The 18,827-nt window shown below is 53.5% G+C and carries 17 protein-coding genes; all 17 read left to right on the top strand.

Translation table 11 applies throughout. From position 1 onward, the window contains the following. Positions 1 to 43: 43 nt before the first annotated feature. The 17 genes from galE to AB6Q56_RS09815 all read left to right on the top strand — a co-directional run bounded on the left by galE (position 44) and on the right by AB6Q56_RS09815 (position 18,825). Positions 44 to 1,054, top strand: coding sequence for a UDP-glucose 4-epimerase GalE (gene galE, locus AB6Q56_RS09895; protein ID WP_434516876.1), 1,011 nt, complete (start codon positions 44 to 46; stop codon positions 1,052 to 1,054). Between the two features lie 91 nt (positions 1,055 to 1,145). Continuing rightward, the gene (locus tag AB6Q56_RS09890; RefSeq protein WP_434516875.1) at positions 1,146 to 2,258 is read left to right on the top strand and encodes a DegT/DnrJ/EryC1/StrS family aminotransferase; all 1,113 of its coding nucleotides are present in this window, start codon (positions 1,146 to 1,148) and stop codon (positions 2,256 to 2,258) included. Positions 2,259 to 2,271: 13 nt separating this feature from the next. After that, a complete protein-coding gene (locus AB6Q56_RS09885) occupies positions 2,272 to 2,769 on the top strand; it encodes an acyltransferase (RefSeq protein ID WP_434516874.1) in 498 nt (165 codons plus the stop codon). Continuing rightward, positions 2,769 to 3,725: a Gfo/Idh/MocA family protein gene (locus tag AB6Q56_RS09880; RefSeq protein WP_434516873.1), complete on the top strand. Its 957-nt coding sequence runs from the start codon at positions 2,769 to 2,771 to the stop codon at positions 3,723 to 3,725. The genes AB6Q56_RS09885 and AB6Q56_RS09880 overlap by 1 nt, the downstream gene beginning before the upstream one ends. Continuing rightward, positions 3,722 to 4,708, top strand: coding sequence for an NAD-dependent epimerase/dehydratase family protein (locus AB6Q56_RS09875; RefSeq protein WP_434516872.1), 987 nt, complete (start codon positions 3,722 to 3,724; stop codon positions 4,706 to 4,708). Before AB6Q56_RS09880 ends, AB6Q56_RS09875 begins: the two co-directional genes overlap by 4 nt. After that, positions 4,705 to 5,793 (top strand): DegT/DnrJ/EryC1/StrS family aminotransferase, encoded by a 1,089-nt coding sequence (locus AB6Q56_RS09870; RefSeq protein WP_434516871.1) that lies wholly within the window; start codon positions 4,705 to 4,707, stop codon positions 5,791 to 5,793. The genes AB6Q56_RS09875 and AB6Q56_RS09870 overlap by 4 nt, the downstream gene beginning before the upstream one ends. Before the next feature lie 13 nt (positions 5,794 to 5,806). Beyond that, the gene (locus tag AB6Q56_RS09865) at positions 5,807 to 6,436 is read left to right on the top strand and encodes an acyltransferase (protein ID WP_434516870.1); all 630 of its coding nucleotides are present in this window, start codon (positions 5,807 to 5,809) and stop codon (positions 6,434 to 6,436) included. A gap of 173 nt (positions 6,437 to 6,609) precedes the next feature. After that, the gene (locus AB6Q56_RS09860) at positions 6,610 to 7,845 is read left to right on the top strand and encodes a lipopolysaccharide biosynthesis protein (RefSeq protein WP_434516869.1); all 1,236 of its coding nucleotides are present in this window, start codon (positions 6,610 to 6,612) and stop codon (positions 7,843 to 7,845) included. Continuing rightward, positions 7,838 to 8,992, top strand: coding sequence for a glycosyltransferase (locus AB6Q56_RS09855; protein WP_434516868.1), 1,155 nt, complete (start codon positions 7,838 to 7,840; stop codon positions 8,990 to 8,992). The genes AB6Q56_RS09860 and AB6Q56_RS09855 overlap by 8 nt, the downstream gene beginning before the upstream one ends. Before the next feature lie 41 nt (positions 8,993 to 9,033). Further along, positions 9,034 to 10,995 carry an asparagine synthase (glutamine-hydrolyzing) gene (gene asnB, locus AB6Q56_RS09850; RefSeq protein ID WP_434516867.1) on the top strand — a complete coding sequence of 654 codons (1,962 nt, stop codon included), beginning with the start codon at positions 9,034 to 9,036 and terminating at the stop codon, positions 10,993 to 10,995. Beyond that, entirely contained in the window at positions 10,992 to 12,128 is a 1,137-nt protein-coding gene (locus tag AB6Q56_RS09845) for a glycosyltransferase family 4 protein (protein WP_434516866.1), read from the top strand. Before asnB ends, AB6Q56_RS09845 begins: the two co-directional genes overlap by 4 nt. 121 nt (positions 12,129 to 12,249) lie before the next feature. After that, positions 12,250 to 12,453, top strand: coding sequence for a sugar phosphate nucleotidyltransferase (locus AB6Q56_RS09840; RefSeq protein WP_434516865.1), 204 nt, complete (start codon positions 12,250 to 12,252; stop codon positions 12,451 to 12,453). A 50-nt stretch (positions 12,454 to 12,503) separates the two neighbouring features. Then, positions 12,504 to 13,630, top strand: a protein-coding gene (locus AB6Q56_RS09835; RefSeq protein WP_374755713.1) for an IS3 family transposase whose coding sequence is annotated in 2 segments (ribosomal slippage) — positions 12,504 to 12,762 and positions 12,762 to 13,630 — 1,128 coding nt in all. Because the reading frame shifts where the segments join, the coding sequence is not laid out codon by codon here. Between the two features lie 130 nt (positions 13,631 to 13,760). Beyond that, positions 13,761 to 15,308 carry a glycosyltransferase gene (locus tag AB6Q56_RS09830; RefSeq protein WP_434516864.1) on the top strand — a complete coding sequence of 516 codons (1,548 nt, stop codon included), beginning with the start codon at positions 13,761 to 13,763 and terminating at the stop codon, positions 15,306 to 15,308. Further along, the gene (locus AB6Q56_RS09825; RefSeq protein WP_434516863.1) at positions 15,299 to 16,954 is read left to right on the top strand and encodes a glycosyltransferase; all 1,656 of its coding nucleotides are present in this window, start codon (positions 15,299 to 15,301) and stop codon (positions 16,952 to 16,954) included. Before AB6Q56_RS09830 ends, AB6Q56_RS09825 begins: the two co-directional genes overlap by 10 nt. After that, entirely contained in the window at positions 16,951 to 17,595 is a 645-nt protein-coding gene (locus tag AB6Q56_RS09820) for an acetyltransferase (RefSeq protein WP_434516862.1), read from the top strand. Before AB6Q56_RS09825 ends, AB6Q56_RS09820 begins: the two co-directional genes overlap by 4 nt. Positions 17,596 to 17,670: 75 nt before the next feature. Further along, complete coding sequence (locus tag AB6Q56_RS09815) at positions 17,671 to 18,825, top strand: glycosyltransferase (protein WP_434516861.1); 1,155 nt, start codon at positions 17,671 to 17,673, stop codon at positions 18,823 to 18,825. Positions 18,826 to 18,827 lie beyond the last annotated feature (2 nt).

Raw genomic sequence — 18,827 nt, 5'->3', positions numbered from 1 at the left:
GCAGCCGGGTAAAATACTTTGCCCTTCCGAGGAGTACCGCACCATGATTCTCGTCACTGGCGGAGCCGGCTACATCGGTTCTCACACCTGCGTCGAACTGCTCAATGCTGGGCATGAGGTCGTGGTTTTTGACAACTTCTGCAACAGCCATCCGGAAGTGCTCAACCGCATCCGGATGATCACCGGTAAGGCACCTCATCTGGTGCGCGGTGACATTCGGGATACTGCAGCGCTGACGGCTGCCCTGCGCGAGTATGCCTGCACCTCGGTTATCCATTTTGCCGGCCTCAAGGCTGTCGGCGAATCAGTCGAGAAGCCCCTCGATTATTACGATAACAATGTCGTTGGTACGTATTCTTTACTGCGTGCGATGCTGGCCTGCGATATCAAGACACTGGTATTCAGTTCATCGGCGACGGTTTACGGAGAACCGCAGTTCTTGCCCCTGACGGAAGATCATCCGCTGTCCGCCACTAATCCTTACGGGCGCACCAAGTTGATGATCGAGGAAATCCTGCGGGATCTCTACCACGCCGATCCTGTTTGGCGCATCGCAATCCTGCGTTACTTCAACCCAGTTGGTGCGCATGAGTCGGGGCTGATCGGCGAAGATCCTCAGGGCATTCCGAATAACCTGATGCCGTTCATTGCTCAGGTAGCGGTTGGACGACGGGAAAGGCTGCAGATTTTTGGTAACGATTACCCGACGCCGGATGGGACGGGGGTGCGAGACTACATTCACGTAGTTGATCTCGCCGAAGGACATCTCAATGCCTTGAGCAGTCTCAAACAAGCGGGTTGTTTCGCGTTGAACTTGGGAACGGGGATCGGGTATAGCGTGCTTGAAGTGGTGCGTGCTTTTGAGTTGGCCTCCGGGGGCAAAGTAGGGTGTGCCTTTGGATCTCGTCGAGAAGGTGATACGGCAATATGTTATGCCAATCCTTTGCAGGCTCGGCAGTTGATTGGATGGCAGGCTCAGCGCGGACTAGTAGATATGTGTAGCGATGCATGGCGTTGGCAGCAGAGGAATCCGAGGGGCTACGCTGGATTTTAGGCCTGTGATATGGGCTGGCGGGATTGCTATGCCGTGGTGTTGCAGTAGCAATGTCTACTGATTGATTAAATAAACGCATGTGCGAGGATTTATGGCAGTTCCTTTTGTTGACTTGAAGCGCTTTGAAAGCGGCTTTCTGGATCGTTGGATGGAAAAGGTTTCGACAATGAGCAGCACGGCTAGCTTTATTGGCGGTTCGGAGGTGGCGAAACTGGAGGTGGCGCTCTGCGAACGACTAAGGGTTGCGTATACGGTTTCTTGTGCCAATGGCACGGATGCGCTGCAGCTTGCCTTACGAGCGATGGGAGTTGGCGCCGGTGATGTTGTGCTCGTACCAGATGTAACCTTCTGGGCGACTTTCGAAGCTGTGGTTAACGTGGGCGCCAGCCCTGTTACGCTCGATGTCGATCCAGAGGATGGCGGAGTCGATCTCACATCTATTATCCGGGCGATTGATAACTACGCACCGAAGGCGGCGATAATTGCCCATCTTTATGGCTGGGGCAGTACTCAGTTGAAGGCGATTCGCCAGCTGTGCACTGAGCGTGGCGTTATGCTGCTGGAAGACGGAGCGCAGTGCTACGGTGTCGAATACAACGGCAATTCGATTTACCAAGATGCACTCATTTCCACGACGTCATTTTATCCGGCTAAGGTGCTAGGAGCAGCGGGTGATGGCGGTGCGGTCTTCACCAATAATCCGGATTTGGCCGATAGGGTTCGCCAGCTTAGCAATCATGGCCGGACCCAACATTACGGTTACGCTAGCGTCGGCTGGAATTCGCGAATGGATTCTTTACAGGCTGCTTTTGTCAATCTGTCACTCGATCATATTGAGCAGCGCCTGGCCTCGAGGCGCCAATCGGCCGAATACTATCGTCAGCAACTGCGTGGACTACCGCTGCGTGTGATGGATGTGCCAGAAGGCTATGTTGAAAACGGCTACTGCAATGTCTGCCACCTCGAGGCACCGCTACGGGCCATGCTGGAGGCAGTCTTGAAAGCCGAAGGCATTGGTTTCGGAAACATCTATCCAGGTGCGTTGTCGGCTCAGCCGGGTGCTGAGGGTTATATCCACGCGGCCGTCTCGAATGGCCGAGCTGCTGAATACTGCACCACCGTCCTCAATTTACCGCTGTTCCCCTACATGACCGCTGATGAATTGGAAGCCGTGGTCGCCGTCGTCAAGAAGACGCTTGTCTAAGAAAAGATAGCCGATGTCCGAAGTATTTATTCACCCCACCGCCTCGGTATCGCCCAAGGCGCAGCTTGGTCAAGGTACCAGGGTCTGGATCAACGTCCAGATTCGCGAAAACGTAGTGATCGGTGAGAACTGCATCGTCTCGAAAGATGCTTATATCGATCACACCGTGACGATCGGTGATCGCTGCAAGATTCAGAATAGTGTCTCGGTCTATCATGGCGTGACGATCGGCAACGATGTCTTCGTTGGGCCGAACGCCTGTTTTACTAATGATCGGATACCACGCGCTTTCAATGCTGACTGGAAAATAACACCGACTTTTGTCAGGGACGGTGCGAGCATCGGCGCTAATTCAACGCTGATCTGTGGCATAACCGTTGGGGAATACGCGATGGTGGCGGCGGGCAGCGTCGTTACCCACGACGTCGAACCTTATACACTCGTAATGGGTAACCCGGCACGCCCGGTCGCACGCATCGACAAGGCCGGTAACAAAGTGGAGGAGCTCTGATGTCCAGCAAACCGCTACGGGTAGGCCTATTTGGCCTCGGAAAAATGGGGCGCAATCATTTGCGTGTATTGTCCATGCTCAACTCTGTCGATCTGGCCTTGGCCTTCGACGTCGATGCCAATGCTGTGGCCCATGCTGCGGCTGTGGATGTTCCTTTTATTTCTGAATTGCCGTCTGGAAATCTGGATATTGAGGCTGCGGTGGTTTGTACGCCCACCTCGACGCATGCTGAATTTGTCCATGCTCTGCTCGCCCGTGGCGTGCGCAAACTGTTTATCGAAAAGCCGCTGGCCGATACGCTGGAACGTGCCCAAGGCATCGTTGCTGCCTGTGAAGCAGTTGGTGCGACCCTCCAGGTCGGTTTCATCGAGCGCTTCAATACGGCAGTCCAGGAACTGAAGAAGATTACCGACCGCTCGCAGCAGCTAGTCAGCATCGATCTGACCCGGACTAACCGGGTCAGCTCGCGGATTACCGACGTCGATGTGATCACCGACCTGATGATTCACGATATCGACCTTGCGCTGCATATCAATGGCCCAGTAGTCGATGTCTCGGCGCATGGCTTCTGTGAGGGGCAGATGATCGATCTCGCCTCGGCCCTGCTGACGCACAAGAACGGTCGCTTCTCGCGTATCCAGGCTAGCCGGGTCACCGAAAAGAAAATTCGTATGATCCAGGCCACCTGCCTCGATATGTTTGTCGATTGCGACCTGCTGCGCAAGGAAATCCTGATTAGTCGGCAATCCGAAACCAGGCAGCCAGATGGCGGTGCCTACGTGATTTCTTCCTCGAACGAAGTGGTTGAGGTTCGTCCGCAGGAAGCGTTGCTACTTGAGTTGCAGGCGTTTGTTGGTGCCTGTCGGGGGGCGGTCATACCAGGCTTCCCGGATGCTGCTGCCGGCCTCGATGCCCAGGTGATTTGCCAGAAAATTCGTGAGGCGGTGCTTCGATGAGGCTTCGTGCGGGCCTGCGCGGGCAAACCGTTCTCGTGACGGGGGGGGCGGGGTTTATTGGAAGCCATCTGGTCGATCGTTTGCTGGCTGACGGAGCCTCCCATGTGGTGGTGATTGACAATCTATTTCTCGGTGACGAAGCGAATTTGCAGGCTGCGCTGGCGACGGGTATGGTAACTTTCTACCGTGACGATATTGAATTTACGAGTTCGCTCGAGTTCATCTTTGCCAAGCATGCGATTGAAACGGTCTTCAACTGCGCGACCAAGGCGCTGAACTATTCGTTCTTGAATCCAGCTAATGCCTTCGCTACTAATGTGACGGGCGTTCTCAACCTGCTCGAATTACAGCGTGCAGGGCGCTTCAAGACCCTGTGCCACTTTTCGACCTCAGAAGTTTACGGTACTGCCGTGTACGAGCCGATGGACGAGAAGCATCCGCGCAACCCGACCACCACCTACGCCGCCGGCAAGGCGGCTGCCGACCTCGCCGTGGAAAGCTACGTCCGCATGTTCGACGTTGACGCCTTCATAGTCCGGCCATTCAACAACTACGGCCCGCGCCAGAACCACAAGGGCATGCTCGCCGGGATCATTCCGCTGACTGCATGGCGCCTGCTCAACGGCATTGCTCCGGAAATCCATGGCACCGGCCAGCAAAGCCGAGATTTTATCTACGTCAGCGATACTGTCGATGCCGTGGTCAAGCTCTATGACGTGATGCCGGCCGGCGATAACATCAACATTTCGACCGACAATCAGATTACCGTCGAGCAATTGATCTACCAGATTTGCGACTATTACGGTTATACCGGCGAGATTCCGCGTAAGGAGGGACGTAAGTCCGACGTGCTTTGTCACAACGCCAGCAACGAACGCGTGCAGACATTGATTGATTACCAACTGACTGAGTTCGATGCCGGCCTAGCTCAGACGCTGGTGTGGTATCAGAATGCCTTGGGATCAAAGGGAGAGCGTGCGTGATACGCTTGATTCGCCCCTACATTACCTTCGACGAAGTCGAGGCCGATTTCCGTCAGATGTTCGCCGATGGCATGTTCACCCGCGGGCAGCACGTCGAGGGCTTCCGCAAGGAAATCGCCGCCTATTGTGGTGTGTCGTATGCCCATCTGGCTACGTCTGCAACCACGGCGCTCAGTGTTTGCCTGAAGTTGCTCGGGGTCGGGAGGGGCGACGAAGTTGTTGTCTCGGACTTCTCCTTCCCGGCGACCGCCAACGTCGTCGAGGATCTGGGGGCGCGGCCGGTTTTCGCCGACGTTTCCTTGGAAACCTACAACATGTTGCCCGCGACGCTGGAGGCGCGGATTACCGAGCGCACCAAGGCGGTCATCTTCGTTGATGCCTTCGGCAATCCGACTGGCCTGCATGACATCCTTGCCATCTGCCACGCCCACGGCATCCCGCTAATCGAGGATGCCGCCTGCGCTATCGGCAGCAGCGAACGTGGTGTCAAGGTTGGGGGTATCGCCGACTTGACCTGTTTCAGTTTTCATCCACGCAAATTGCTGACGACGGGTGAGGGAGGGGCTATTACCACGCGGTGCGACGACTGGTCGGCGTGGTTCGACATCAAGCTCAACCACGGCGCCAGGGGAATGCTGGGTTATGGCTTGAATTTCGTCGAGCAGGGCTACAACTATCGTCTCTCCGAGCCGCAAGCCATTATGGGCCGGGTGCAACTGCGCAAACTCGATGCCATTGTGGCCGAGCGCAATGAAATTCGCAAAGCCTACATCGAAGGCCTCTCCGGGGCCGGTTTCGTGCCCCAGGCACGAGGTAGTGATGTTGTGCACAACGTGCAGTCGCTGGTTTTTCGGGTGCCGTCCGGCGTCGACCGGGATGCCTTGATTGGCCGGTTGCGCGAGCAAGGTGTCGAAACCACCATTGGTACCTATTCGCTTAGTGGCACGACGTATTACCGCCGGTGCTACGACAATGTGCAACCCAATGCCGTGCGCTTGCAGCATGAAACGCTGACCGTGCCGTGTTACACAGGGGTCGATGTCGAGACTGTGTGCACTGCGATTTTGACTAATATTTCCGGTTGATCGGATATCAAGCATGCGGGAACAGTCTGAATTGAAGGCCGAGTTACTGCATATGATGCGGGAGCTCTGGTTGTGCGAGGATTTCTGCCTCAGCGATAGCGAACGCAGCGCCCGTCTGCGTCCAGAAATCATGCGCCGACTGCTTGGGTTGGTTATGACCGACGACGAGCGAGCAGCTGACCTAGGTTTGCCTGCTGGTTGTCGTGTACGGGAGTCCGCAAAGATCATCGCGCCGCAAAATCTAGTCTGCGGTCGGCATTGTTGGTTTGGCGAAAACTCAATCACCGATGCATCTGGTGGGCTAATCATTGGCGATCATACGACTATAGCCAGCGGTGTCTTCGTATGGACGCATTCCAGTGCCTTGTCCAATATCATGGGTAATAATGAACCCGGCAATCCGTGGATTCGACGGGCGCAAACTTCAATTGGCCATCGTGTATTTATTGGCGGTCCTTCGGTCATCTACCCTGGGGTCAAGATCGGTAACGGCGTTATCGTAATGCCAATGTCAGTGGTGATCGGCGACATACCTGATAATGTCGTAGTGGCTGGGGTTCCGGGAAAGGTGCTTCGAACCGTTGACGACGCCTGGATTCAGTCGGTGATCAACGATGTAAAGGCTGCCTCCGAGGGAAACTGAGCTTCTGTAGTGGTTGAGGGGCTTGCAGCTGCTTGTTGTTATCCGATTGGTTTTAGACCAGTGGGCTCTGTCGCTGTGTATCCGCAGAAGGGTTTACATGATGCCATCAGGTGTCTGAGTTGGCAAAACTAGGCTGGATTCGGCGTGTCTGAGTTTGGGGAGCGTTTTATACTGTGAGCAATTCCGCCCGGCCTCGATTTCTTGGAATCGTTGAGTATTCTCTAGTTTTTGTAGGTGACATGCTGCCTTATGGTGTGGTGTTGTTGCTGACTATTGCGGTTGGTTACAGTTTGGGGCTGAAAGACGCTGGGATTCTCAGCCTAGCTTACGCATATGTAGCCCTTGTCACTGCATTGGTATGCGGACCAAATCTTTTGTCATTGCGGCGGCGAATGCCTCTTGCAGACTCTAGGTCAGCAGTTGTTTTTGCCGGGCTTGTATTGCGGACTATCGTGATTTCTGTCGGTGCCGCCATGGTTCTTTTCTGTGTATCGGTTACTGATGTAGATGGTCGCCCAGAGTTTGTCCGGCTCATTGCATACTTTTTTTTGGGACGATTGCTTGAAACCGCAATCGATGCTCCGGTCACAAGCCTCCAGTACGCTCGAGGGGGACGAGCATATTTTTTGTTGAGGGTTGTGGTGTTTTTTGTGATTTCTGGAATTACAGGCCTAGGTGTGTTAACTGCGGACGATCACGGAGTAGACTGGATCATCTTGTGGTATGTATTTGGCTCTGCAGTCGGTTTACTTGTGGCCCTCAAAGGATCTTTTTCTTCCCTTGGACCGATAAAGGGATTCTCGTTGGAAATTCGGGGGCAAGCTGCCGAATTCGGCCGTTTTTTTTTGGCGACGGCAATATTTTTATTAGCAAGCAGAGTTCATCCGCTAGTTATCGAACACCTTTCCGGGGCAGAAATGGCTGGGAAGTTTGCATTGGTACAAACGTTGTTTTCTGTCTTGGGACTTGCTGCGACAGGGATTGCTGGTGTGTTTTTCTGGTCGTGGAACCGTCAAGATGGTGTGCGGAGTGGACTTGGCGTGCCGTGGTGCTCCATAGTGAGTGGCGCCATCTTGGGGCTGCTATTGGGGGTTGTGGGTGCCTTAATAATCGATTTTTTGTTCTTGCGACCATTAAGATCACCGCTCGAGCTACGTCAAGCAGCTTGGATTCTAAGTATGGCAACGCCGCTACTTTTGGTGCAAGCGATGCTATCCAACTTGCTTGTGTTGCGTCTGCGTGACAGTGAAATGTTGAGACTCAGCGCCCTAAATGCCATTGGCGGCATCGTTTTGATAGTTATATTTGTTGAGATTTTTGGTGTTGTTGGCGCGGCGCTATCGGTCATGGGGGCTGCCTCGTTGTCGGTTATGCTCGGCATCTTCTTTGTCAGGGGGATAAATGCATAATCACGTTTGCCATGTGATTACTACCTTGGGTGCAGGGGGGGCAGAGCAGTATGTGGTGCAGTTATCGAATTCCCTAAAGACAGCGGGGATTTGCGTGAGTGTCGTTGCTGGCGAGCCTCACGACCTCGGTGAGCGATTGATGCCAGACATTCACGTTGAAACCATAAAATTGCATCCAGGTAACAGCAGATCATCCCTGAAATACATGGTTTTAATATTTCCCGCCATTAAAAGGCTTGTGGATTATTTTCGACGTGAACGCATAACCGTGGTTCATACCCATTTGGCAGCTTCGGCACTTCCTGCATGGATTGCTGCAAAAATGTGTGGAATTCCGGTTATTCATTCCAAAATGCATACTGGCTCAATCAGATCTGGGTTCGAATACCTGCTTTTTATTACCCGTCTTCATTTGATTCTTGTAAACCGTTTTTTGGCATTCACTCGTTACTCTGAACGTGAAGTGCGTGAGTGCTGGCGTGTGCCGGCTAGCCGTATTTCGGTGTCGTCAATAGGTGTGGATACGTTCAGGTATGCCCCTAATCCTGTTGTCAGAGCGGAAGCTAGGAGCAGGTTTGGTATATCCGTTGATGATCGTGTGTTACTAGTGGTGGCACGTTTGCATCCGGAAAAGTGTGTGGAGTTGGCGGTTCGAGCCGCGTGCGCATTGAATGATGACCGATATGTACTGCTAGTGGTTGGGGACGGGGAGGAGCGAGGAAGACTTGAGCAATTGGCGAGCGATCTCCCCGGTAATCACAGAATCCACTTTCTCGGAATAATGAAGGATACTGCTCCCATTTATGCTTTGTCAGATATCTTGTTGCAAACAACGCGCTGTCCAAATATGGGAACAGTAGTGTTAGAGGCTATGGCATCAGGAATGCCAGTACTAATTGCCTATCGCGACGACGATGAATACCGGATGGCAAAGGATACTTTCGATGATGTCGATGCTGGTGAGATTGCCAAAGCAACGCCGGAGGATATCGCAATTACTGTCAAAGAGATGTTTTATAATGAAACGCACCTAACCGCACAGCGTCAAGCGGCGCGTGCCTATGCCGAAAGTCGGCATTCTCGTCGGTCTGTTTATCCTGCCATGACCGATATTTACGCCTTGCTCAATGATACTTCTGAGCATTGATGGAGTATCCGTGACAATGTGCGTCGAATAATAAAGCGATTATGTGTGGTTTGACTGGATTCTTGGCAGCTTGTCCGATGCGACATGATGTTATTTTGTCAAATATTACAAATATGGCAAATGCTATCGTCCATCGTGGTCCAGATGATGCTGGCTATTGGGTAGATACATCCGCTGGCTTGGGCTTGGCACATAGACGTCTTGCCATTCTTGATCTCTCAGCGGCTGGGCACCAACCCATGCGGTGCCCACTCGATCGTTATGTTCTAGTCTTCAACGGCGAAATCTACAATCACCTTGAGTTGCGCGCAGAACTTGAGAGGCTTGGTTGGGCCCCGCGGTGGCGAGGTCATAGCGATACGGAAACCCTACTTGCCGGATTTTCTGCATGGGGTATCAGTGAGACTATAGTACGCTGCACCGGCATGTTTGCCCTTGCCGTTTGGGATAGAGAGCTAAGGCAGCTTACGCTGGCACGTGATCGTCTCGGCGAAAAGCCTCTTTATTATGGCTGGCAGGGACGAGGGCAACAGGCGTGCATGTTGTTTGGCTCAGAGCTTAAGGCGCTGCGGGCCCACCCAAAATTTGAGAGGCAGATTAACCGGGGTGCCTTGGCGCTGCTGATGCGCCACAACTATGTGCCGACGCCCTATTCGATTTATCAGGGTATCTACAAACTGCCGCCGGGTTGCTTGCTGACTGTTTCATTACATGAGCCTCAATCTCACCCTGTGGCTTATTGGTCACTCGCTGATACTGCAGCCACTGGTCAGAAAAATCCATTTTCCGGTACAGTGGATGAGGCCGTCGATGCTCTTGAGCATCTGCTGAGGGATGCGATAGGCCAGCAAATGCTTGCAGATGTTCCTCTGGGGGCATTTTTATCTGGAGGTATTGATTCCTCAACTGTTGTTGCCTTGATGCAGGCGCAGTCGGCGCAGCCGATCAAGACGTTTACGATCGGTTTTAGCGAGATCGACTATAACGAAGCTGAGCACGCCAGTGCTGTTGCCAAGTATCTTGGTACCGATCATACGACGCTGTATGTGTCACCAAAGCAAGCGATGGACGTCATTCCAAGGCTGCCATCGCTTTACTGCGAACCGTTTTCCGACTCATCCCAAATTCCCACCTTCCTTGTTTCCCAATTGGCACGTCAGCATGTCACTGTGTCTCTATCCGGTGATGGCGGAGATGAACTCTTCGGTGGTTACAACCGCTATGTGTTTACCGATAGACTTTGGCGGAATCTGTCGAGGTTCCCTCGGTCTCTTAGGCGTGTGCTTGCCGATGGGATTCGGTCCGTATCTCCTAGAGCCTGGAATAACTTTGCTGGCCTGTTTCTGTCGGCATTGCCAGGAAAATGGCAGCTTACCAATCTTGGTGAGAAGTTACACAAGGGGGCTGGAGTGTTGGCGGCTGAAAACGTCGATGACCTTTATCGCGGCCTAGTTTCTCACTGGAATCCATCCTCTGTAATGCCTGAGGGTAGAGAGTTGCCCAATTTTTTTTGGAACGCTCCTAAGCTAGCCGACCTCAAACCCGTTTCGCGTATGATGGCCTTGGATGCCTTGAGTTATCTGCCGGATGATATTTTGACCAAAGTGGATCGGGCGGCCATGGGGGTTTCACTTGAAACCCGGGTGCCAATGCTTGACCATCGGATTGTCGAGTTTGCCTGGAGATTGCCGCTCGACTATAAGATCCGTGATGGGCATGGCAAGTGGCTTTTGCGTCAGGTTCTTTATCGGCATGTTCCCACTGAGTTGATCGATCGCCCCAAAATGGGCTTTGCAGTGCCGATCGATGCTTGGTTACGTGGCCCTCTACGTGACTGGGCGGAGGCGCTAATGGATCCTCGGCGTCTACGAAGCGAGGGCTACTTCGATGCGGCAATCATTGAGTCGCGTTGGCGTGAACATTTGTCAGGTCGGAGAAATTGGCAATATCACCTATGGGATATCCTCATGTTCCAGGCTTGGCTTGAACAACACGCTCAATGAAATCCAGACTCCTATTTGTCGTTAACACTGACTGGTTTTTCGTTTCTCATCGACTGCCCATTGCGGAAGCGGCTATCAAGGCTGGCTACGAAGTCCACGTCGCTTGCACTTTGACTGGCGCCCATAAAAAAATCGAAGCGGTTGGTGCGGTGGTTCATGAGCTGCAAATTTCACGTGGCGGTCGCCGCTTGCTTGCGACCTGGCATGAATTCGACGCCATGATGAATCTCTACCGACGCCTGCGTCCGGATATTGTGCATCTGGTAACGATCAAACCGGTGCTACTTGGCGGGATCGCCGCCCGCTGGGAAAGGGTTCCCGCCGTGGTAGCTGCCATCTCTGGACTCGGATTTATTTTTCTAAGCCGAGGTTGGAAAGCCAGCGTTCGAAGGATCCTAGCTGGCGCAATGTATCACATTGCTTTATCACATCCGCGAATAAAAGTGGTTTTTCAGAATCCGGATGATCGCGATGCAGTGCGCTCGTTCGTTGACTTGCCGGAGGTTGCGATTGAATTGATCCGTGGTTCAGGGGTTGATCTGCGCGCTTTTAGAGCGTCCTCGCTCCCCAAGGGAGTTCCGCTAGTATTAATGGCCTCCCGCTTATTGCGAGATAAGGGGGTCGGTGAGTTTGTTGAGGCAGCTCGCTTGCTCAAGATACGTGGGGTGATCGCACGTTTCTGCCTCGTTGGAGATTTGGATCTTGCGAATCCTTCGTCATGGAGACAAAAAGATCTGGACGAGGTAGTGGCTTCGGGAGCAATTGAGTATTGGGGGCATCGCGACGATATGGCCGCAGTGCTGCATCAAGCTAGCCTAGTTGTTCTTCCGTCATATCGAGAAGGACTGCCTAAAGTTCTTCTCGAGGCGGCAGCGAGCGGTCGACCTGTCATCACTTGCGATGTGCCGGGGTGCCGGGATGCCATCGAACCTGAAAGCACAGGCTTATTGGTTCCCGCGCATGATAGTGTGCGATTGGCAGACGCCATTCAGTCCCTTGTTGAGGATTATTCCTTGAGAGAAAACATGGGCTATGCAGCAAGAAAACTCGCTGAAGAATCGTTCAGCATTGAAGTGGTCGCCGAACGTCATTTGACAATTTATGAGGCCTTGCGAATCGCATCAATTACCTGACCCATATCTTCAGTTGAGCTCACTCTGGTAATGGGGGTCGATATCAAGCGATTGTCATTGTGAGATTGGCGGTTTGACTGCGGGGAGAGTATACTGTTCGGTTTTCGCATTTGAATATCATATGCTTATTCCTGTGGTACTTTCTGGTGGGGCAGGTTCCCGTCTTTGGCCTGTTTCTCGTGAGGGGCGCCCAAAGCCATTTATGCAGTTGGCTGATGGTCAGAGCTTGCTCCTCAAGACCTATCTCCGGGCCGCGGGTGTTGCCTTGAGCAACGATCATGATGGAGAGAGGTGGTTCCGCGAATCCGGACATCGAGTTAAGTGAAATCTCTGCTTCAATGGGCGATGGAAATCGCCTGCCTAGGAGCAGAAGCAATGAGAAGACCCCGCCGTAACCACACAGCCGCCTTCAAGGCCAAAGTGGCGATTGCCGCCCTCAAGGGCGATGAGACGCTGGCTGCGTTAGCAGAGAAGTTTGACGTTCATCCGAATCAGATTACGCAATGGAAGACACAATTGCTCGAGAACGCCTCGGGTGTCTTTGCGACGGCTGCCGAGAAGCAGGCGGCCACGCCGGACCTGAAGGATTTGCATGCAAAGATAGGCCAGCAGGCGTTGGAGATTGATTTTTTGGCCGTCGCGCTCGGTCGCATCGGCGATGCGAGCGCAAAACGATGATCGACAAGGCCCACGATCTGCCTGTCGTCAGGCAAGTCCAGTTACTTGAGCTTTCGCGTTCTTCTGTCTATTACCAGCCGCAGCCCACATCCGAAATCGATTTGATGCTGATGCGGCGGATTGATGAACTGCACCTGGAGCATCCCTTTGCCGGTGCGCGGATGTTGCGCGATATGCTCAAGCTCGAAGGCCATGAAATCGGTCGCAAACATGTCGGTACGCTGATGAAGAAGCTCGATATCCAGGCCATCTACCGCAAGGCCAACACCAGTCGGCGCAACCAGGCACACCGCATCTATCCCTACCTGCTGCGCGGCCTTGCCATCGAGCGTCCGAATCAGGTCTGGGCCATGGATACGACCTACATCCCGATGCGCCGGGGCTTCGTCTATCTGAGCGCGGTGCTTGATTGGGCAACCCGTCGGGTGCTGAGTTGGCGCCTGTCGAACAGCCTGACGGCTGATCCCTGCGTCGATGCTCTGGAAGAGGCCATCATGAAGTATGGCCGACCGGAAATCATGAACACAGACCAGGGCAGCCAATTCACCAGTTCGGCCTTCATTGGCTTGCTTCAGGAGCACAGCATTCAGGTCAGCATGGATGGCAAGGGCTGCTGGCGCGATAACGTATTCGTCGAACGCCTCTGGAAATCGGTCAAGTACGAGGAGATTTACCTGCACGGCTACGACACCGTTTCCGAGGTCCGACAGGCGCTGGCCCGCTACTTCGATTTTTACAATCGTCGTCGCCCGCACTCAACGCTTGACGGGCAAACCCCGGATACGGCTTACTTCAACCAGCCGCTGCTCGCCGCAGCGGCTTAACCCGCAGAGAACTCACTTAAGAAAACCAAATTTCTGTCCAACTGCGCGGGGCCACCTCTGTGCTCAACCAGTCGAAGTTGAGGATCCGAATGTCATAGGGTTTGTCTCTCGTGAGCGGCATGTCCAGAACATGCGCGAGCATCGTTTAATGTTTTATCACTCGCAAGAGAAAAATCATATTCACTATCATCCTTTTGAGGCGGTTGCAGCTGGGATGCCCTTGGTTTTTATGGCTGGTGGGCTGCTGGATATGCTGGGTGGCTCGAGTTTGCCAGGACGCTGTAATTCGATCGAGCAAGCTCGCAGCAAAATTAAGCGGATTCTGGCGGGAGACGAGCGTTTGATTCGTTCGATTCGGTCAACGCAACCAATTCTGCTTGATGCCATCAAGGCAGAAAGCTGTTCGCCCGCTTGGCGGACTGGTTTCCAGCAGGTCTTGCGGGAACTGGATTTGGCAAGGGTAAACACTACTCTGCGCCCGATGGTTGTTCGCAAACGAGTGGCCGTTATTTTGCCGATCGCTTACAAAGGGGGCAGCCTTCGCGGGGCCAAACTAATCGCTGAGGCGATACAACTCGGCAGTCGAGAAGCCGGCGAGCCGGTAGAGGTTGTGTTTGCTCACCTTGATAGCGAGGGGGCATACTCGGCTGATGATTTTGACGATCTGCCAAGAGGGATAAAGCGGCGTCCTTTCAACTTGCGTGACATCTCGGCGTCGGATGCCAAACGTGCCATGCGCTATGCAGGTCATGATGACTGGGAACCGCAAGCCGAGCGCTATGTGATTCTCGATGATGGCATCAAGCAGTTCGTCGACTGCGATCTATGGTTAATTGTCTCGGACCGGCTGATGGCCCCTATCTTGCCCTTGCGGGTAATTGCGCACATGGTCTACGACTATCTTCAGCGCTATGTGCCATTTTTGCCGAAGGGGGCTGACCAACCATTTCTTGATGCTGCGCGAGTTGCAGAAAGAGTGTTTGTTACCACGAACTTTACTCGCGTCGATGCACTTCAGTACGCAGGAGTCAGCCCGCACAAGGTGGTGAAATTGCCGATGCTGGCTCCTCTTTGTGTCTCGAATGAATGTGCAGTATCACAGGCAGAATCTGACTACTTCATCTGGACAACCAATCTCGCGCAGCATAAAAATCACGATAAGGCGCTTCGGGCGCTACAGATTTATTACGGGGATCTTGGTGGTAGCTTGCGCTGTGTAATTACTGGGGTAGATACCGATTCTTTGCTGTCTTCGTCGCTTCCTCATCTCAAGTCAGTGATGGCAGGCAAGAAAAACAACAAGGGCTTACAGCGCCGTTTGACTTTATGCGGCAACCTTTCGGACAAAGATTATTTGCGCCAGTTGTCTGGTGCAGCGTTTCTCTGGCACCCCTGCCGTATTGATAACGGTACATTCAGCGTCATTGAAGCGGCAAGACTTGGTGTTCCAGCCTTGAGTAGCGATTACCCGGCGATGCGAGAAATTGACGATCAATTCCGACTAAACCTGATGTGGCAGATGGCGGATGACGCGCGATCAATGGCTGATGCTTTATTAAAAATGGAGCGCGATTACACCGCTCTTAAAGGCAAACTTCCGACGGCGGATGAATTGGCCACCCAAGACGTGCAACGACTGGCTGGCGATTATTGGAAGGCAATTCACGAATGTCTGTGAAACGCTATGGAATATATTTGGCATATGCCCCTACCGTGGATTTGCGCCACGAGGGCTTGGGGCGTTATCTGGCGGCTTTCCTTAAGGGGGCAGCCGCGAGAGAGGATGTTCATTTCGTGATCGTCTGTCCCAGTTGGTCACGTAATAGCCTTGAACGGCTTTTCGAGGCCGAGCACGTACCACTGCGATGTGTGGATATCGTTGCACCGGACATGGTTCCAGCAGCACTAAACCTTTACCAAGGCTGGCTCGATTATCGAAAGCGCAAGCGGAAATCGTCGCGCTTGGGTGATCTTGCCAATAGATTACGAAACTTCAAGACCCGCGTTGTTGAAAACACGCTTCGCGGGATTGCCACGGCCGAGTCAGTAGGAGCGCTGATCCTTCGGATGCTGCCGATCTTCCTACTGATACTGGCGTTTCTAGCGCTGATGCCTTTGTGGTTGGCTTTGGGCATCTTTGTTGGGGCCGGTTTTTTGGGCCGACGCGTGTTCTGGCGCATCGTCAAACGGCTGGGGAAATTGCATCAACGCTTACAAGCCTTGATCGCGAAGCCCAAGGATGATGGCGTTGCGCTGCGAATGTATCGAGTTATGGAGCACCATGAGGGCCAGCGTATGCTGGCGCTGATAAACAATTTGCAGGATATTCGCGCCTGGTACTGCCCAACGGCCTTCTGGCCTGCCTTCAACGGCATCAAGGTGCCGCGTCTGATGTGTGTCCCAGACGTGGTGCTGGCCGATTTTCCGGTTGGCTTTGCCGGCGTCGGTGGTGATCGCTTCCTTGAAACTTTCCAATTCGTTGAAAGTGCCATTCGAGGTGGCCAGCACTTTGTCACCTATAGCAACAGTGTTAAGTGGGACACTTTGGTGGATCGCTACGCTGTATCTCCTGGGTGCGTCGCTGTCGTTCATCATGCTCCCAATGATTTGAGTCATTGGGTCAATATCAAGGGCCTTCCCGACCATGAGGCGGCCTCGCGCAATTATTGCCAGGGCCTGTTGATCAATGCGATCCAGCGTTCATTTAACCAAGGGTATGCCAAAGGGTTTCAAAATGGCGAACTGAAATTCTTCTTTTATGCCAGCCAGTTGCGGCCAAACAAGAATGTTCTGACGCTGCTTCGCGCATATGAGTATCTTTTGCGGAAGCGGTTTGTCGGCCACAAGTTGATTATGACCGGCAATCCTTACGGATGGGCACCGGTTCAGAAGTTCATTGAAGAACATCATCTGGAGAATGATGTGTTGTTCTTGCATGGATTGAAGGTACAGGAACTTGCAGCCTGCTACAAACTTGCTGACTTAGCGGTAAATCCCAGTCTGAGCGAGGGGGGGTGCCCATTTACCTTTACCGAAGCTTTGTCGGTCGATACGCCCGTGGTGATGGCGAGAATTCCGGTCACCGAGGAAGTGTTGACCGATCCGGAACTCCAAGACATGACCTTTTTCGACCCTTACGATTGGCTGAGTCTGGCTGATCGGATCGAATGGGCTCTGGCTCATCGTGATGATCTTCTGTCTATCCAGCGCCGCACCTATGCGGAGTTGTTGCGGCGGACCTGGGCCGATGTCGTCGATGAGCATCTTGTTGTGCTTGAGCGGATAGCGCAGCTTCCAGAGCAATCAGCGGGCAGCGTGGCATGATAGAACGCAGAAAGCTCCTGATTCTGGGCTTTGGAGGGCATGCGCGGAGCGTTGCGGATGTCGCGTTGGCCTGTGGTTACGTCGAACTGGTTTTTGTCGACGAGCATGCACGCGATGGAGAGAGTTTTCTCGGGTATTCGGTCACCACTGATATCGTTCCTTACGTCGGGCTCGATTGGGTGATATTCCCTGCCGCGGGTGATAACCGAAAACGTGAAATCCAGTGTATCACTGCGTGCGAACTTGGATTTCCTATCGCCACGCTGATTTCGCCAAAGGCGAGTATTGGCGCCGGAGCGAGCCTTGCTGATGGTTGTTTTGTCGGCCACCATGCCCATGTCGGCCCAATGGCCGGGGTTGGTCGTGCCTGCATCATCAATACGGGCGCAATCGTCGAGCATGAGTGCCAAGTTGGCGATTTCTGTCACGTTTCAGTCAATGCCGCAATTGCCGGTAGGAGCAGGCTTGGCGACTATTCGATGCTGGGCGCTGGGGCAACGATCATCGATCAAGTTTTGGTGTGCAACGACGTAATCGTTGGGGCTGGTGCGGTGGTCAGTCGATCGATCGAAATTCCCGGGACTTACGTGGGGGTGCCTGCGAGGTCGCTGTCGATGAAGCCACCCTCCCAGAGTGCGTGATGCGATGACAATGGGGCTTGCCAAACACCTGATTTGGTCACTTTGTTTTTCGACGCCATACCATCGAGGCGTATTGTGAAAGTGTTGCATGTCTACCGAACGTATTTCCCCGACCCGCCCGGTGGTCTTCAGGAGGCAATTCGGCAGATCTGTCTTGGTACCCGTAAATTTGGTGTTGAGCCTTCTGTAATGACCTTGTCGCCACAGCCTATTCCGGGAGATGTGCGACTGCCGGAGGCGCGGGTTTGGCGAGAACGCTCCTGGTTGGCACCTGCTTCCTGCGATTTGGGAGGTATCTCCGCTTTTCGCCTTTTTGCCAAACGGGCAGCAGAAGCGGATGTCCTGCATTTTCATTTTCCCTGGCCGTTTGCCGATCTTCTCAACATCCTGGATGTCGCGCGTCGGCCGAAGGTGATGACTTATCACTCGGATATTGTTCGTCAGCGTACGTTATCCGTACTTTATGGCCCGCTGATGCGTCGGACGCTCAACTCAATGGATGCCGTGGTGGCCACTTCCCCGGCGTACATCAGAACGAGTTCGGTGCTCCGGTCTATCGTTCCTTCCGACAAGGTGAAGGCTATTCCACTCGGCATTCGGGATTACGTTACCGAGTGTTCGGCAGAGCAATCTGCCCGTGGTATCACGGAAGGGATCCTGCATCGTCTCAACTTGCCCGCAGGGAGATTTGTCCTCGCCCTGGGGGTGCTGCGTTATTACAAGGGCTTGCACACGCTGATCGAGGCTGCGAGCCAGATCGATTGCCCGATTGTCATTGCAGGCTCCGGACCGGAAGAGGGGGCGCTTAAGGCGCTTACTCATTCGCGTCAGGTGAGCAATGTCATCTTTGCTGGTCAGGTGTCGGAGGAGGAAAAGCGCGACTTGCTCGCCGGATGCGCCCTGTTTGCCTTGCCTTCTCAAGTCCGCTCTGAAGCTTTTGGCATGGTTCTGGTTGAGGCTTCCATGTTTGGGAAGCCGATGGTTTGCTGTGAGATCGGCACCGGAACCTCGTTTGTAAATGTTAATGGCGAAACAGGCTTGGTCGTTCCGCCGGAAAGTTCGGGCGATCTGGCAAGTGCCATCAACAAGCTAATTGGCGATGATGATCTGGCCAAGAAAATGGGTTTGGCGGCGCGGGCGCGTTATGAGAGCCTGTTTTCGGGAGAAGCTCAGGGCAGGGCATATTCGGCTCTCTATAAAGAGGTGTGTGAACGGCATAATGCTGGATAGGG

This window comes from Dechloromonas sp. ARDL1, assembly GCF_051122455.1.
In the GTDB taxonomy this organism is placed as follows: domain Bacteria; phylum Pseudomonadota; class Gammaproteobacteria; order Burkholderiales; family Rhodocyclaceae; genus Azonexus.
The sequence above is the reverse complement of the archived record's forward strand: the minus strand, read 5'-3'. Positions and strand labels throughout refer to the sequence as shown.

Excerpts from the sequence above, each read along its gene's own strand:
- AB6Q56_RS09840 (WP_434516865.1), top strand. The coding sequence starts at position 12,250 with ATGCTTATTCCTGTGGTACTTTCTGGTGGGGCAGGTTCCCGTCTTTGG.
- AB6Q56_RS09825 (WP_434516863.1), top strand. The coding sequence starts at position 15,299 with ATGTCTGTGAAACGCTATGGAATATATTTGGCATATGCCCCTACCGTG.
- asnB (WP_434516867.1), top strand. The coding sequence starts at position 9,034 with ATGTGTGGTTTGACTGGATTCTTGGCAGCTTGTCCGATGCGACATGAT.
- AB6Q56_RS09880 (WP_434516873.1), top strand. The coding sequence starts at position 2,769 with ATGTCCAGCAAACCGCTACGGGTAGGCCTATTTGGCCTCGGAAAAATG.
- AB6Q56_RS09855 (WP_434516868.1), top strand. The coding sequence starts at position 7,838 with ATGCATAATCACGTTTGCCATGTGATTACTACCTTGGGTGCAGGGGGG.
- AB6Q56_RS09845 (WP_434516866.1), top strand. The coding sequence starts at position 10,992 with ATGAAATCCAGACTCCTATTTGTCGTTAACACTGACTGGTTTTTCGTT.
- AB6Q56_RS09865 (WP_434516870.1), top strand. The coding sequence starts at position 5,807 with ATGCGGGAACAGTCTGAATTGAAGGCCGAGTTACTGCATATGATGCGG.
- AB6Q56_RS09820 (WP_434516862.1), top strand. The coding sequence starts at position 16,951 with ATGATAGAACGCAGAAAGCTCCTGATTCTGGGCTTTGGAGGGCATGCG.
- AB6Q56_RS09890 (WP_434516875.1), top strand. The coding sequence starts at position 1,146 with ATGGCAGTTCCTTTTGTTGACTTGAAGCGCTTTGAAAGCGGCTTTCTG.
- AB6Q56_RS09885 (WP_434516874.1), top strand. The coding sequence starts at position 2,272 with ATGTCCGAAGTATTTATTCACCCCACCGCCTCGGTATCGCCCAAGGCG.
- galE (WP_434516876.1), top strand. The coding sequence starts at position 44 with ATGATTCTCGTCACTGGCGGAGCCGGCTACATCGGTTCTCACACCTGC.
- AB6Q56_RS09875 (WP_434516872.1), top strand. The coding sequence starts at position 3,722 with ATGAGGCTTCGTGCGGGCCTGCGCGGGCAAACCGTTCTCGTGACGGGG.
- AB6Q56_RS09830 (WP_434516864.1), top strand. The coding sequence starts at position 13,761 with ATGCGCGAGCATCGTTTAATGTTTTATCACTCGCAAGAGAAAAATCAT.